Source organism: Algisphaera agarilytica, from assembly GCF_014207595.1.
GTDB lineage: Bacteria > Planctomycetota > Phycisphaerae > Phycisphaerales > Phycisphaeraceae > Algisphaera > Algisphaera agarilytica.
On record NZ_JACHGY010000001.1, the window covers coordinates 3,222,617 to 3,237,486 of the forward strand.

Genomic DNA, 14,870 nt, shown 5'->3' on the forward strand with positions numbered 1-14,870 from the left:
TGCTAGATTGTGTGCATGAAACGGCCAGCGGTCTTCCTCGACCGTGACAACACGATCATCCACAACGACGGCGACCTCGGCGACCCCGAGGAGGTCAAGCTCATCCAGGGCGTGGCCTCGGCGATCGCGTCGGTCTGCGGGCTCGGCTACAAGGTCGTGGTCGTGACCAATCAGGGCGGGGTGGCCCGGGGCAAGTACGGCGAAGAAGACGTGGACGCGGTGCACGACCGGATCGAAGAAGTCATCCGCGAGCGGGCCAACGGAGCGCGGATCGACGCGTTCTACTTCTGCCCGTTCCACCCGCAGGGCACGGTCGCCCGGTACAAGAAAGAACACCCCACACGCAAGCCCAAGCCGGGGATGCTGCTGCAGGCGGCCGAGGATTTGGACCTGGACCTGAGCCAGAGCTGGATGGTGGGCGACGCCTTGCGGGACATCGAGGCGGGGGCCGCGGCGGGGTGTCGGACCGTGCTGCTGCAGGCCGACTGGACCAACACGTCGCTGGCGGACCTGCGCAAGCGGGAGGCGGCGAAGGCGGGGAAGAAAACGACGGGGCGGGGAAAGAAAAAAGTGGAGCCGGACTTTGTGGCCAAGGGTCTGGTCGAAGCGGTGCGGATCATCGCGTCGCAGCGTAAGCCCGAGGCGAGCGAAGAGATCAGCCGCACACGCATCGCGGGCAAGCGATGGGACGCCGAGGCGATGGCCAAGCTGCAGCAGCCACGGGCCAAGACCCCATCGGCCGAGCCCGAAAGCGCGGACCCGCCCGCCAAGGAATCGGAGCCCGCAGACCCGGCCAGTCCCTCGGCTGAAGCGGAGAGTTCGGAATCCCCCAAGGTTGAAATGGTGAGCCAGGTCGAGGCGTCCTCCACCTCGTCAACCTCCAGCCAACCAGCCCGGCCGTTTGTTCCCTGGACCAAGCAGGCCCCTCCCGAAGAGCTTACCGAGGCGGAGCCGTCCGCCGAAGCAGATGCACCCTCAGGCACTGCGTCACAAGAAACGACCGGGGCCGACGACAAAGAGGCTTCAGCGTCCCCCTCGACATCCGCCTCGCCCGAACCTGATGAGTCTCCCGCTACTCCGGACCCGGAGCCCGCCCAACCCACGGCCCCGGCCAATCCCGAGGCCATGACCGCGCTCAACAAAACCATGCGGCTGGTTCTTCAGGAACTCCGCATGCAGCGCGGCACGTCCGGCGAGTTTCAGCAACTCGGGGTCGTGGCGATCGTGATCCAGGCCGTGGCGTTCATCTGCATGCTGGGGGCATTGTGGATGGGCGGCGGCGACGGGGCGTTTCTTCGCTGGATATCGGTGGCGATCATCTTGCAGCTTGCGGTGATCGCGACGCTGCTGTTTTCTAAGCCCTCGGGCTGAGCACTCTGGGTATACTCGTCGGTCCGATGGCCAAACGCGATCAGCACCAGCCCGCCGAGCGACTGCTCGTTGTCCTGCCGACCTGGTTCGGCGACATCCTCATGGCCACGCCCACGCTGCGGGCGCTCAAACGCCTGTGGCCCGATACGCAGCTGTCGGTCCTGGTCCGCGAGAGCGTTGCCGAGCTGGTGGAAGGGCTGCCGTACATCGACCACCACGTGCCGGTGCTGATGAAGGGCAAGGGGGCCTCGGCCTTCCGCCTCGCCAAGCGCCTCTCCAAACAGAAGTACGACGCGGCGATCCTGCTGCCCAACAGCTTCCGCTCGGCGGCATTGGTCTCCATGGCCGGGATCCCCCGCCGTATCGGCTACGAGCGTGACGGGCGGGGCGTGCTTCTGACCGACAAGCTGATCCCCCGGCGTGACGGCCGAAAGTTCCTGCCTGTGCCGACGCTGGACTACTACCTCAGCATCGTGCATTACCTCGGCGGCGAGGCCTACGAGGGCGACCACCTCATGGAGGTCGCCACCCGCCCCGAAGACGACGAGCGTGCCGCGGGATTGCTCGCTGGGGCAAAGGGCAAACCCGTGGTGCTGCTGAACCCCGGGGCTCAGAAAGAATTCAAACGTTGGCCCGCCGAGCGGTTCGCCCAACTGGCGGCCCGCTGCAGCAACGAGCTGGGCTGCGCGGTGGCGGTGACGGGTTCGCCCGCCGAGCGCGATGTGCTGGCCCGCGTCACCGGCGCAGCAACGACGACGATCATCGATCTCCCCAAGGCGGGCATGAACGTTCGGCTGCTCAAAAGCGTCACGAAGCAGTGTGCCCTGATGGTGACCAACGACACCGGCCCGCGCCACCTCGCGGCGGCCTGCGACACGCCCCTGGTCACGCTCTTCGGCCCGACGACCCCAGAATGGACCGAGATCGGCTACGACAAAGAGCGGCAGGTCGTGGCCCGGGACGCAGGTCACGCCGAGAGCATGAAGCAGATCGGCGTCGATGAGGTCTTTGATGCCGCTCGTGATCTGCTGAGTTCGTCTCAAGCAAAGGTCGGCTCGTGACCGAGGCGCTACGCCTGGCGGTCGTGATCGAATCGTTCAACCCTGCGGCGGGGGGCAACGAGCGTTCGACCCAGCAGATCATGCAGGAACTGGTGAAGCGGGGCCATTCGGTGACGTTGATCACGGGTTGCTGCTCGACGGACAACGAGCCCGAGGGTGTTGAGACCGTAGCTTTATCGCAAAAGAAGTCTTCGTCGGTCATCCGGCTGATGCGTTTCTCTCGTTGGGCCAAGCGGCAACTGCGGGAAGGGCGGTTCGACGCGAGCCTGTCGGTGACCATGGCGGTGCCTGCAAGCGTGGTCCAGCCCCGTGGCGGCACGATCCGCGAGACGCTTGCCCGGAACGTCGCGATGCGTGGCGGCGGCTTCCGCAGAACGAAGAAAAAAATCGAACTCGCGCTCGATCCCAAGCAGCGGCTGCTGCTGGCGCTCGAGAAGAAGACCCTGGCCGACCACTCGGTTTACCGCATCGCGGCGCTGAGCCGATACGTGGTCGAGCAGCTCGAAACCCATTTTGCGTTTCCCGAATCGCGGACGGTCGTGATCCCCAATGCGGCGGTCATGCCCGACCTCGACGCGGACCAGCGGGCGGAATCACGCCGCTCGATCCGCCATTCGTTCAAGGTGCCCGACGACGCGGTGCTCTACCTGTTCGCGGCCCAGAACCCGAATCTGAAGGGCTACCCGACGCTGCTCGGCGCTCTGAAGCGTCTGCGTGATCAGGGGCTGAACGTCGTGGCGTTGCTGGCGGGCGGGTTCGACTACCCCGAGAACCAGGCGGCTGAGGCCCAGGGCGTGCGGGACGCGGTGCGGATCGTCGGCCCGACCCGCGAGATGCCCAAGCTCTTCGCCGCGGCGGATGTGACGGTGCTGCCCAGCTGGTACGACCCGTCCAGCAAGGTCGTGCTGGAGTCGCTCATGATGGAAACCCCTGCGATCAGCACCACTTACAACGGGGCCAGCGACCACCTGGCCCCGGATGGCAGCCCGCCGCGGGGTTGCGTGATCGACGACCCCGGCGACCCCGACAAGCTGGCCGACGCGATGGCCCGGCTGGCAGATAGTGACTTCCGGACGGCTTGCTCCGCGGCCTGCGAGGGACTGGCGGATCAGCTCAGCATGGCTCAACACGTCGATCAATTGGAAGAGGTCCTCGCGGAGGCTGCTCTGGCGGCCCGAGACTTCTGATCGGCGTCGGATTTCCGATTTGCAACCAGGTGATGCTTTTGGGTATACTGCGTAGCTCGCTACTCCGAACCAGAGAACCGGCCCATGCCCACTATTAACCAACTCGTCCGTAAACCCCGCCGTACGCCCAAGTTCAAGTCGAAGGTCAAGGACCTCGATCAGTGCCCCCAGCGTCGCGGCGTCTGCCTCCAGGTCAAGACCGTGACCCCCAAGAAGCCTAACTCGGCTCTCCGGAAGGTCGCCCGTGTCCGCCTGTCGAACGGCAACGAAGTCACCGCCTACATCGGCGGCGAAGGCCACAACCTCCAGGAGCACAGCATCGTGCTGGTCCGCGGCGGCCGTGTCCGCGACCTCCCCGGTGTGCGTTACCACGTCGTCCGTGGTGCCCTCGACACCCTCGGCGTCGACGGCCGTAAGCGTGGCCGCTCGAAGTACGGCGTCAAGAAGCCCAAGGGCTAAACCCCCGGTCTTCCGGGACCGTCCTTGGTTAGGACAACCGCCGCTTGCGGCGTAGCGAAAGACAACCCAGCGATTTTTCAACCCTCGGCAAGTAATCGCAGACGCAACATCTGCGGTGAACGAGAGAACGCCCCAGCCCGCGACGTAGCGAGCAGGCCGACTCCGAAAGCCGACCCCAGGAGTGCCCAACATGGGACGTGGATTCACCGCCTCAGAAACTCAGCTCAAGCCCGACCCCCGTTACGGCGACAAGACGCTCGCCCGTTTCATCAACTGCCTCATGCTCGACGGCAAGAAGTCCGTCGCCCAGCGTGTGGTCTACCGTGCTCTCGACGAAATCGATAAGCGTCTCGAAGGCGACGAAGTCACCGCCATCGACGTGTTCCGCAAGGCCATCGAAAACGTCAAGCCCAACGTCGAAGTCCGCTCGAAGCGTGTCGGCGGTGCGAACTACCAGGTCCCCATGCAGGTCAAGCCCAAGCGTAAGCAGGCCCTGGCCTTCCGCTGGATCCTCGCCGCGGCCCGCTCGGAAAAGGGCAAGCCCATGCACATGCGTCTCGGCCGTGAGCTGATGGACGCCTACCACGGCGAAGGCCGGGCCATGAACACCCGCGACCAAACCCACCGCATGGCCGAAGCCAACAAGGCGTTTGCCCACTTCGCGTGGTAAAACTCTGCACAACTCAAGCTTTGAAATTAACCCGCCTCATGGCGGGTTTTTTCTTGGGGTAACGCGCGGATGTGTTAAAGTGCTTTAGTTGCTGGTTCGTGTTCAGCTTCATCTATTAATTGCATTGGAGGCCGTGTTGTGAAGATCCGTGTATTGCTTCGCACAGCTTTGTTGTTCTCGGGTGTTTTTGCTACGAGTTTTTCATCCGCCGAAGGGCAAGAGGCGGGCAGCGTCCTGTTTGTTCGCGGAGCCGACCGCAGCGGCGGGTTCCTCGAAGCGGGCAATGACAACTCCCGCACCGAGCAACTCGCAGACATCAGCAATCAATCACAGTCCGGGGGCAACCACGGCTGGTTCGAGTTCGCCACGCTCTTGGAGAGCAACGGCTACCTCATCGAACAGGCGAAAGAGCCCCTTGAGTCCGGTGCACCTTCAACCGGCCAAACCACGGGTGCAGCGTTGAGCCTCGACGGGAGCTTTTCAGTGATCGATCGTTTTGGTTCGAGTCCGGGTTCCACACGCCAGCTTTCGGATTACGACGCCGTGGTCTTTGGCTCGAACAATGCGGTCTACGGCAGTTCGCAGATCGATGCGGTCGAGAGCTACATCCGTGGCGGGGGCGGGGCCTTATTCATCAGCGACGCCAATTTCGGCAGCAGCTGGAGTGATGCCTCGAATTCCGATCAGCAGTTCCTCGACCGCTTCGGGTTGATCGTCAACCAAGACCGCGGGACTACGGTGCACTCCAGCGCTGAAGTCCCGGGCACACCGAACGACTACTCGCAGAATGACCACCCGATTTTGAACGGCGTGGATGCGTTTGATGGCGAAGGTGTCACGCCCTTCCAGATCGGTACGTTGACCAACGGCGTGACCGCAGAGATCCTGGTGAAGGCCGAGGGCAATACCAGCGACAACACCGGAACCAGTACTCGGGGTGCTTCACGGCCGGTGACGGACAACGATGCCGCCTTGCTCATTGCGTTGGCGGACGCGGGACGCATCGCGGGGCACTTCGACCGCAACACTTTTTTTAATGCCAACGGCGCAGGATCGAGTTTGTTTGAAACGCAAGACCGTCGCCAAGGGGTTGTGCTGGACAACGACGAGTACGCGCTCAACCTTGTCGGGTGGGTGGTCAATATCCCCGAGCCGACTTCATTTGCCTTGCTCTGCAGCGGAGGGCTGCTTCTACTGCGTCGGCGTTGTGGATGAAGACAAACCGTTTTGGGCTTATCTGAGCTGCATCAGCAGGTACATCCAGATCATGCCCGCGAGGATGCCGAGTAGGCCGGTGATCAGCACAACGTATCGGCGTCGCACTCGGCGCAGCGGGTCGGTCCACCGGCCGGCATAGGCTTCGACCTTCTCGGGGACCGCGTCGCGGAAAGCCTGGAGGTCAGTGATGAATGTGCTCACGCTGGGGTAGCGCTCTTCGGGGGCTTTCGCCAGGCAGCGGAGGCAGATGGCTTCCAGCTCGTGGGGGATGTTGTTGTGCGGCGAGACCTCGTGCGGAGCGGGGGTGGGGCGTTCGAGGATCTGCTTGAGCACGTCGTCGATCTGGTTGCCGAAGACCAGGGGCTTGCCGGTGAGCATCTCGTAGAGCACGATGCCCAGGGCGTAGACATCGGTCCGTTCGTCGGTGTGATCGCCGCGGGCCTGTTCGGGGCTCATGTACAGAGGGGTTCCGAAACGTCGGCCCGGCTGGGTGAGCTCGAGTGAGATTCCGGTTTTGCCTTTGGGTGGGAGGGCGGCGTCGGGCGTGGGTTCGCCCCGGATTTTCGCGAGGCCCCAGTCCAGCACCGTCACTTCGCCGAACTCTCCCACCAGGATATTGGCGGGCTTGATGTCGCGGTGGATGACGCCCTGCACGTGGGCGTAGGCCACGGTCTGCGAAGCGCTGATGAGGATGTCGATCAGTCGCTCCAGCGGGTAGAGGTCTTCGGTCCGGTGCTTGCGGGCAGACAGATCCGCCAGGATGGAGCGAAGGTCCCGGCCCTCGAGTTTCTTCATCGTGAAGTACGGGTGGCCCGACCGGTCCCGGCCGATCTCGTAGAGCGGCACCGTGCCGGGGTGGGGGATCATCGCGGTCACCCGGGCTTCACGCACGAACCGCGCGGTCTCGACCTCGTCGTCGGCGAGGTGGGGGTGCAGCGATTTGTAGGCCACGACACGGTTGAGGTTGCGGTCGACGCAGGTCTGCAGCGCCGCGGTTCCGCCCTCGGCCAGGGGCTTGAAGTCGTCGTACTTCAAAGAGCCCGACTTCCAGTACTTGGGGAAGTCGGCGTCGGTCAGCTTGAGGTTAATCGGGTGCTCGGGCGGGTGCTCGTCGGCGGGGGCGTGCCCCGTTTCCGCTCCTTCGGCCGTCGCCGCGTCGGCGTTGATGGGGTCGGATTCGTGGGCAGGGTCAGTCATAGGGGCCGCGAGTCGAGGTACTGCGTGTTTCGCTCGGTTCTATCCTATTCGAGTTCGGTGACGGGGAAAGGCCCGGGTATCCTGCAATTATCATCGGGTTGACTCGGGGGATAGATCGAGATATTATTTGTTGCTCGGCCTAGCCGAGGACATCCAAGCGTATTGCACTTATCCAGAGTGACTGAGGGACGGGCCCTATGAAGTCACCGCAACCGTCGAGCCACGGCTCGAAGAGGTGCGAATTCCCGCTCTCGGCCGTGCCGGGGGGAAGATAAGCAGCGGTTCGAGCTTCTTTTCCAAGAACGCACCAACCCTTCTTATCTTTCGATTTGAAGGGTTTTTTACTGGCTTTTATGCCTCCAGCGTTTTCGACGAGACCGAACCATGAGCTACGTCAAATCACTCCGCGGTAAAGAATCGGGCGTGGATTACCCCATCGAGCCCCGAACGATCTGTGACTCGGACTTCGGCCCGGTCGAGGTCACCTACGACTACGAAGCGATGAAGGGGAAGGTCACCCGTGAATCGATCGAAGCGGGGCCTTTGTCGCTATGGCGCTACCGCGACCTGCTGCCGATCGAGAACGAGCCGCGTGCAGGCCTCCAGTCGGGCTGGACCCCGCTGGTCAAGGCCGACCGTCTGGCCAAGCACCTGGGCGTCAAAGAGCTCTACATCAAGGACGACTCGGCCAACTACCCGAGCTTCTCCTACAAGGACCGCGTCGTCGCCGTGGCGGTGACCAAGGCGTTTGAGTTCGGCTTCGACACCGTGGGCTGTGCGTCCACCGGCAACCTGGCCCACTCGGTCAGCGCCCACGCCGCCGCCGCAGGGCTTAAAGCCTGTGTGATGGTGCCCCACGACCTCGAGGCGGGCAAGATGGTCGGCATGAACGTGTTCGGCCCGCGCGTCGTCCGCATCGAAGGCAACTACGACGACGTGAACCGCCTCTGCTCGCAGATCGCCGACAAATACAACTGGGCGATCGTCAACGTCAACCTCCGTCCGTTCTACACCGAAGGCGCCAAGACCCACGGCTTTGAGATCGCCGAGCAGATGGGTTGGAAGCTGCCCAAGCACACGGTCGTCCCCGTTGCCGGCGGCACCATCCTGCCCAAGATCTGGAAGGGCTACCAGGAGTTCATCGAGCTCGGCCTGGTTGAGGACAACAAGCCCGCGATGTACGGCGCACAAGCCGAGGGCTGCAATCCGATTGTCACCGCGCTCGAAGAAGAAGCCGAGCTGTTCCGCCCGCAGAAGCCCAACACGATCGCCAAGTCGATCGCCATCGGCAACCCCGCCGACGGCTACTACGTGCTCAAGAACATCCGCGAGTCGGGCGGCTACGGCGCCTCGGCCAGCGACCCCGAAATCCTCGAAGCCATCAAGCTGCTCGCCGAGCACGAAGGCATCTTCACCGAGCCCGCCGGTGGCACGACCATGGCTTGTGCGATCAAGCTGATCAAGTCCGGCCGCATCCCCAAGGACGAGCCGATCTGCGTCTGCATCACCGGTAACGGCCTGAAAACCCTCGAAGCGATGGACGGCCAATTCCCCGAATCCCGTGCCATCCCCGCTAAAATGGCTGACTTCGACCAACTGATTCAAGAAACCTCGCAAACCAAAGAGCCCGCCCATGTCTGATACCACCCTTGCTGTAGAAATCCCCACCGCGCTGCGTCCGCAGGTCGGCGACCAAGAGTCGGTCGAAGTGTCCGGCGGCACCGTCGGCGAATTGCTCGGCAAACTGAAAGCCGAGTACCCCGACTTCGGCGCCAAGCTGTACAAGACCGACACGGAACTCAACCGCTTCATCAACATCTACCTCAACGATGAAGACATCCGGTTCCTCGAGAACCTCGAGACCCCCGTGAAGGCCGGCGACCACCTCGCCATCGTCCCCGCAATCGCTGGCGGCTAAAGCCGCCCCGTGATGAGTAATGAGTGAACCGTGATGAGTTCACTCGCTCCAACTTATCACTGTTCACTGTTAACTCATCACTCGGATTTGAGGTTGGCATGGCTTCTCGAAAATGCTGGTTAACTTTTGAAGGCGGCTGTCAGGATCAGCCCGTGATCTGGCAGCTCTCGCAAGCGTTTCCCGCGGTGCAGTTTGATGTCCGGCAGGCGTCCGTCAGCCAACAGATCGGCATCATGGCCCTGCAGTTCACCGCCGAGGACGAAGAGCAGCTCGAAGCCGCGATCGCGTTCCTCGTCGACAAGGGCGTCCGCGTCGATCCGGTCGAGGGCGGCTCGTTAGTGGTGGGTTGATCCCATGAAGGTCCGCAACCCGGCCTGGTTCCGCTCGGCGATCGTCTCGAACTTCTTGGCGTTTGCCTGCTTCGCGGCTTCGACCATGTTGAACGCCAACCTCGCCTCGAAGGCGATCGTTCTGGGGCTGGGCTTCGCGGTTGCGGGCCTGTACATGTTTGCCGTCTCATGTAAGGACAGCAAAAAGAAAAAGGAATAGAAACCGTGTCATCCGAACTCGATCGATATCACCGCCAGATGCTCCTGCCCGGATTCGGGGAAGAGGGCCAACGTAAACTCCTGGACAGCACCGCGCTGGTCGTCGGTTGCGGCGCGCTCGGCACAGTGATCGCCAACATGCTCGCCCGGGCTGGCGTCGGTCACCTCATCATCGTCGATCGCGACTTCATCGAGATGACCAACCTGCAGCGGCAGGTGCTGTTCGACGAGAGCGATGTCGCCAACGCGATCCCCAAGGCCGAGGCGGCGAAGAACAAGATCGCCCAGATCAACTCGCAGGTGAAAGTCACGGCGGTGGTCGAAGACGTCAACCACACCAACATGGAAAAGCTCGCCTGCGGTGATTACAACGACGGCAAGCCCGTCGACATCATCGTGGACGGCGTGGACAACTTCGAGACCCGTTACCTCGCCAACGACTGCGCGGTGAAACGCGGCATCCCGTACGTCTACGGCGGGGCGGTCGGCACGGTCGGTGCGTCCTACGCCGTTCTCCCGCACACCGCGTCGGGTGACTCGGCGTGGGAAAAAGCGGGCAAGGCTACGCCCTGCCTCCGCTGCATCTTCGAGCAGGCCCCGCCGCCTGGCCTTAACCCGACCTGCGATACCGCGGGCGTCATCGGCCCGGCCGTTTCGATCATCAGCAACTACCAGGTCGCTGAGACTCTGAAGATCCTCACCGGCAACCTCGACCGCGTCTCCCCGACGATGCTCAACTTCGACCTGTGGGGCAACACGTTCCGCCAGTTCAAGGTGGCCCGTGCGTACGACGTCGGCGATTGCCAGTGCTGCAAGCACCGCAACTTCGAGTTCCTCGACGGCAAATTCGGCAGCAGCACGACGACGCTGTGCGGGCGAAACGCTGTGCAGCTTACGCAGAAGGACGACGGTGCGAACGGTTCGAAGCTCGACTTCGACGAGATCGCCAAGCGGCTGGAGTCCCATGGCAGCGTGAAGGCCAACAAGTTTATGCTCCGCGCGGACATCACGGACAACGGTGAAAATTACGAACTCACACTTTTCACCGATGGCCGCGCTATTGTGAAGGGCACGAAGGAGGCGAACGTCGCCAAGAGCGTGTACGCGAAATACGTCGGGGCCTAACCCCGCTTCACAAGGAGTCGTTGCATGGCATTCGAACAAGAGATCACCGTCTACCGTTTTCAGGCCGGTTACGCCGAGATGCTGCTGGACGGGTTAGACGCGGACAAGGCCTTCTCGCTGATCTGTGACGGCGGGGTGAGCCCGGCCTGGATCATCGGGCACCTGGGCTTTGTGTCCAACAACGTGGCGTCTCGTTTTGGCGGCGAATCCAAGATCGACCTGGAAGCCTGGGGCAAGCTCTTTAGCGGAGGCAGCACGCCGACCGCGGACGCGTCGGACTACCCGTCCTGGGACGAGTTGCTTGGTGTGTACCGGCAAGGGCACGAAGTTTTTATTGCCACGATTTCGGGCATCGGTGAAGATGTTTTGTCGGCCGAGAACCCCAATGAACGGATGCGGCAAGGCCTGCCCACCGTTGAGGATTTCCTCAGCTTCGTCGCCACCGGCCACGTCGCCATGCACCTGGGGCAACTCTCGACCTGGCGTCGTGTGCAGGGCCAGCCGCCGTTGTTCTAAGGGCTGGCTCAAGGCTTCTCGATTCACCTCTTCAAGGACAAGCCATGATCCGCAACATCCTCAACCTTCGGTACGCCGCGAATCTAGATTACGCTCACCGTTTGGTCGAGGGGTTGGATGAAGCTCAAGCCAACGAAGCCCCCGCGGAAGGAATGAATACTCCACGCTGGATCATCGGCCACCTCGCTCAGACGGCTGATCAGGTCGGCTTGGGTTGGGTGTTGGAGATGGATCGCACAATCCCGGAGTGGGATGCGTGGTTCGATCTGGGCACCTTGCCGAGTGATCTGGCCGAGGAGCAGCCCTCGTTGGCCGAGGCGCTGGATCATCTCGATCGTTTGCACGGTGTCGTCAGTGAGCGAGTTCTTGCATCGCCGCCGTCGTTTTTTGAAAGGTCGTTACACGACGTCGCCCCCGAACGCTTCCGCAAGCGCTTCCCGACCGTGGGCAATGCCTTGGCCCACATCATGCTGTCGCACGAGATGCAGCACCTGGGGCAGCTCTCGGCGTGGCGGCGAGTGAAAGGGCTTTCTGCGGTTTAACGCGGGTGGTAACCAGGGATGCAGATGGACTTCGCGAAAGAGATCACGGTGCTGCGTTTCATGCAGGGGTACGGGGATGACCTCGTGGCGGATATCGAGCCCCAGGACATGTGCAAGCAACCGGTTGTCGGCATGAACCACCCGGCGTGGATCCTCGGGCACCTCGCGATGGCGGTCGACAGCCACGCTGAGAGCGTCGGCGGCACGCCGCAGCTCATCGATTGGCGGGACCGATTCGGTTTCGGTACGACGCTCACCACCGACCCCGCGGACTATCCCGCCAAATCGGAGTTGATCGAAACCTGGCACGCCGCCAACGATCGGTTCATCGCTGCGGTCTCCTCCGCCTCGCCCGAGGACCTTAGCAAGCCCACGCTGGGCCCCGCGGCCTTGGGCCTGCCGACCGTTGGCGATTACACGAGTTTCTCGCTGACCGCCCACACGGCGCTGCACCTGGGGCAGCTCTCGGCCTGGCGCAGGGCCGACGGCCGTCCACCACTGTTCTAGACCCAATAAACCGCTATCTTGTCGGGCTTCGACCCGCTCCTCGAGGCCAGAGTTACGTTGGCCGAACCTGAACCAAGACATGATTTACCTCGATAACGCCGCAACCAGTTTCCCGAAAGCCCCCGGTGTCGGAGAGGCCGCCGCCGCCTTCATCGCCAAGGACGCCGCCAACCCCGGCCGGGCCGGTCACCGCATGGCGGTTGCGGCCGAGCAGATGCTCGACGGTGTACGGCTGAGGTTGGCTCGCCTGTTCAACGCGCCCGACTTCGAACGCATGGTCTTCACCATGAACGGCACCGATGCCCTGAACATCGCGATCAAGGGTGTGGTGTCGGCCAAGTCCGCGGGCGGGAAGGTGCCGCACGTGATCACGACGGTCCTCGAACACAACTCGGTCAGCCGACCGCTGCAGGCGTTGTCTGATGCGGGCAAGATCACGCTGACGCGCGTTGATTGCGACGATCAAGGTTTCGTGAGCCCCCAGGACATCAAGGCGGCGATCAACGACGACACTGTGTTGATCGCGATGACCCACGCCAGCAACGTCACCGGGACGATCCAGGACGCGGCGGCGGTGGGCGCAATCGCCCGGGAGGCAGACGTGCTGTTCCTGCTCGATGGGGCGCAAACGGTCGGCGTGGTTCCAGTCGACGTCCAGGCGATGCAGATCGACCTGCTCGCCTTTCCCGGCCACAAGTCGCTGCTCGGCCCGACGGGCACGGGGGCCCTGTACGTGGGCGAGCGTTGCCCGGCTTCCAGCGAGGACGCCAATGACGCAGAGCGCTTCCCGCCGTTCCGTGAGGGCGGCACCGGGGGCGACTCGGCAACACCGACGCAGCCCTCCCTCTTCCCGTATTACCTCGAGGGCGGCACGCCCAACACGGTCGGGATCGCGGGCTGGTCGGCGGGCATCGACCACGTGCTGAACAACCCCATGGCCGAGACCCTGGCCCACGAGCAAGCCCTGTGCGGCAAGCTCATCGACGCGGTGAAAGACGACGAACGGTTCACTGTGCTCGGCAGCCACGACCCTCAGGCCCGCGTGGGCACGGTGGCGATCAACGTGGTCGGCATGGATGCGCCGGACGTGGGCTCGATCCTGGATGACAGCTTCGAGATCGCGGTCCGCCCCGGGCTGCACTGCTCGCCGTATGTCCACCAGAGCTTCGGCACCTACCCGGACGGCGCGGTGCGGGTGAGCCCCGGGGCGTTTACCACCGAGGACGAGATCGACCAGCTCATCGAGGCGCTCGACCAGATCGCCATGTGATCCGGTCTGAAATAACTCAACTCAAAGAAAAAACCCGGGCCGCGTAAACGGCCCGGGTTTCGGAGTTTTATGAGTTCGCGAGGTTGAGGCCCGGGTTCCAAGAAGGCCTTTAGCCAAGCGTCTCGTCAGAGCCGTGCACGACTCTGGGAGGGTTTTTAGTACTCCATGCCGACGCCGAGGAGGGCGGCGATTTCGAAATCGTCGCCGTCGTCGAGCAGACCGGCATCGTCGTTGACGAAGTACAGGTCCAGACCGGCCGAGGCCGACCAGACGCCGTAATCGGAGGGGATGAAGTCCAGCGGCATGCTGGCGGCAGCACCGATCTTGAAGAAGCCGAAGAACTCGTTGTCACCACCGGCGTCGGTGTAGTAGTCATCGATGCTCAGACCCAGAGCGATGGGGAAGCTCAGTTCCACAGGCAGGTCTTCGCTTTCGATGAAGAACGCCGAGAAGGCGCCACCGAGTTCGAGGTAGACGTCTTCCGAACCGCCAGCATCGCGGGTTTCGATGGCGAGCAGGGCGTAAGGCGCGAACGCGTAGTCACCCAGGGCTTCGCTGTCGTCGTACTCGACGCCGAAAGCGATTTCTTCGATGTCGGCGAACGCGTTGTTCGGCGAATAGTAGCCGGTGAACGTGGCGCTGACGGCGAATTGATCGTTGATGGCGTAGCCGAGGCCCGCATACAGGTCCGACTCGTACCAGTTCGAGGGGCCGCCCGCGACAGCGCCGGTGGCGTTGCTGTGGATCGACGACCAGGTACCGAGCGTGAAGTCGAGGCCGGTGTCACCCAGAGGGGCACCCACTTCAACGTAGGGCTGAACGATCAGACCGCTGTCTTCTTGCTCGATGCCACGGAACATGTAGGTGGAGACGACGTCTGCACCAGCGCTCCAGGACAGGAGGCCGTTGTTGACGGCGGGGGGCGCGTCTTGGGCGACGCTCGAGGTGGTCAGTGCCGCGGCAGCCAAACCACCAACCAGGCACAGCCCGGCAAATTTACTTTCCTTTGTCATCTGAATGACTCCTTACCGTAGGGGGAACCCTTGAAACTGAATCCGGGGTGTGCCGTCAACGTGACGGACCCGTCTGTGAAACACTTGATTCGCCGAGATAAATACCAGATGCGTTAGCGTCCCGCAAGATTTGCATGAGCGTGGTGTTAGCATCTGCTCGGGCGATGGCTGAACGCCCAGCCAAGGCTTATCACCACCTATCGGCGGGACCTGCTCTCGGTGACCAGAAAAAGTCGGATTTATCGCGTTTACAGGCCAAAAACACCGC

17 protein-coding genes and 1 riboswitch are annotated in these 14,870 nt (G+C 62.9%); of the genes, 15 read left to right on the forward strand and 2 right to left on the reverse strand.

The genetic code is table 11. The annotated features are described in order from the left end of the window. Positions 1-15: 15 nt before the first annotated feature. The 6 genes from HNQ40_RS13900 (at position 16) to HNQ40_RS13925 (ending at position 5,963) form a co-directional block, all read left to right on the forward strand. A complete protein-coding gene (locus HNQ40_RS13900; protein ID WP_184678426.1) occupies positions 16-1,371 on the forward strand; it encodes a D-glycero-alpha-D-manno-heptose-1,7-bisphosphate 7-phosphatase in 1,356 nt (451 codons plus the stop codon). Between the two features lie 26 nt (positions 1,372-1,397). Beyond that, the gene (waaF, locus tag HNQ40_RS13905; protein ID WP_184678427.1) at positions 1,398-2,432 is read left to right on the forward strand and encodes a lipopolysaccharide heptosyltransferase II; all 1,035 of its coding nucleotides are present in this window, start codon (positions 1,398-1,400) and stop codon (positions 2,430-2,432) included. Continuing rightward, positions 2,429-3,619 carry a glycosyltransferase family 4 protein gene (locus tag HNQ40_RS13910; RefSeq protein WP_184678428.1) on the forward strand — a complete coding sequence of 397 codons (1,191 nt, stop codon included), beginning with the start codon at positions 2,429-2,431 and terminating at the stop codon, positions 3,617-3,619. Before waaF ends, HNQ40_RS13910 begins: the two co-directional genes overlap by 4 nt. 84 nt (positions 3,620-3,703) lie before the next feature. After that, positions 3,704-4,078, forward strand: a complete 375-nt coding sequence (gene rpsL / locus HNQ40_RS13915; RefSeq protein ID WP_184678429.1) for a 30S ribosomal protein S12 — start codon at positions 3,704-3,706, stop codon at positions 4,076-4,078. Positions 4,079-4,268: 190 nt separating this feature from the next. Beyond that, the gene (rpsG, locus tag HNQ40_RS13920) at positions 4,269-4,748 is read left to right on the forward strand and encodes a 30S ribosomal protein S7 (RefSeq protein WP_184678430.1); all 480 of its coding nucleotides are present in this window, start codon (positions 4,269-4,271) and stop codon (positions 4,746-4,748) included. A gap of 153 nt (positions 4,749-4,901) precedes the next feature. Then, on the forward strand, positions 4,902-5,963 hold the full coding sequence (locus tag HNQ40_RS13925) for a PEP-CTERM sorting domain-containing protein (RefSeq protein WP_221435535.1): 1,062 nt from the start codon (positions 4,902-4,904) through the stop codon (positions 5,961-5,963). An 18-nt stretch (positions 5,964-5,981) separates the two neighbouring features. Here the strand turns inward: HNQ40_RS13925 and HNQ40_RS13930 are convergent, their stop codons facing one another. Beyond that, complete coding sequence (locus HNQ40_RS13930) at positions 5,982-7,163, reverse strand: serine/threonine-protein kinase (protein WP_184678432.1); 1,182 nt, start codon at positions 7,161-7,163, stop codon at positions 5,982-5,984. A gap of 165 nt (positions 7,164-7,328) precedes the next feature. Further along, positions 7,329-7,441: riboswitch (SAM riboswitch) on the forward strand. Between the two features lie 106 nt (positions 7,442-7,547). Between HNQ40_RS13930 and thrC the strand changes: the two genes are divergently transcribed. The 9 genes from thrC to HNQ40_RS13975 all read left to right on the forward strand — a co-directional run bounded on the left by thrC (position 7,548) and on the right by HNQ40_RS13975 (position 13,589). Continuing rightward, positions 7,548-8,804, forward strand: a complete 1,257-nt coding sequence (gene thrC, locus HNQ40_RS13935) for a threonine synthase (protein ID WP_184678433.1) — start codon at positions 7,548-7,550, stop codon at positions 8,802-8,804. Beyond that, positions 8,797-9,081: a MoaD family protein gene (locus tag HNQ40_RS13940; RefSeq protein WP_184678434.1), complete on the forward strand. Its 285-nt coding sequence runs from the start codon at positions 8,797-8,799 to the stop codon at positions 9,079-9,081. Before thrC ends, HNQ40_RS13940 begins: the two co-directional genes overlap by 8 nt. 98 nt (positions 9,082-9,179) lie before the next feature. Next, complete coding sequence (locus tag HNQ40_RS13945; RefSeq protein ID WP_184678435.1) at positions 9,180-9,431, forward strand: NIL domain-containing protein; 252 nt, start codon at positions 9,180-9,182, stop codon at positions 9,429-9,431. A gap of 4 nt (positions 9,432-9,435) precedes the next feature. Beyond that, positions 9,436-9,630: a hypothetical protein gene (locus HNQ40_RS13950; protein ID WP_184678436.1), complete on the forward strand. Its 195-nt coding sequence runs from the start codon at positions 9,436-9,438 to the stop codon at positions 9,628-9,630. A 5-nt stretch (positions 9,631-9,635) separates the two neighbouring features. Beyond that, positions 9,636-10,754, forward strand: a complete 1,119-nt coding sequence (locus tag HNQ40_RS13955; RefSeq protein ID WP_221435536.1) for a ThiF family adenylyltransferase — start codon at positions 9,636-9,638, stop codon at positions 10,752-10,754. A gap of 24 nt (positions 10,755-10,778) precedes the next feature. Next, complete coding sequence (locus HNQ40_RS13960) at positions 10,779-11,270, forward strand: DinB family protein (protein WP_184678437.1); 492 nt, start codon at positions 10,779-10,781, stop codon at positions 11,268-11,270. Positions 11,271-11,314: 44 nt separating this feature from the next. After that, the gene (locus HNQ40_RS13965; RefSeq protein WP_184678438.1) at positions 11,315-11,812 is read left to right on the forward strand and encodes a DinB family protein; all 498 of its coding nucleotides are present in this window, start codon (positions 11,315-11,317) and stop codon (positions 11,810-11,812) included. Positions 11,813-11,836: 24 nt separating this feature from the next. Continuing rightward, a complete protein-coding gene (locus HNQ40_RS13970; protein WP_221435537.1) occupies positions 11,837-12,319 on the forward strand; it encodes a DinB family protein in 483 nt (160 codons plus the stop codon). Positions 12,320-12,398: 79 nt separating this feature from the next. Next, complete coding sequence (locus HNQ40_RS13975) at positions 12,399-13,589, forward strand: aminotransferase class V-fold PLP-dependent enzyme (RefSeq protein WP_184678442.1); 1,191 nt, start codon at positions 12,399-12,401, stop codon at positions 13,587-13,589. A 155-nt stretch (positions 13,590-13,744) separates the two neighbouring features. Here the strand turns inward: HNQ40_RS13975 and HNQ40_RS13980 are convergent, their stop codons facing one another. Next, positions 13,745-14,602, reverse strand: a complete 858-nt coding sequence (locus tag HNQ40_RS13980) for a TorF family putative porin (protein WP_184678443.1) — start codon at positions 14,600-14,602, stop codon at positions 13,745-13,747. Between the last annotated feature and the right edge of the window lie 268 nt (positions 14,603-14,870).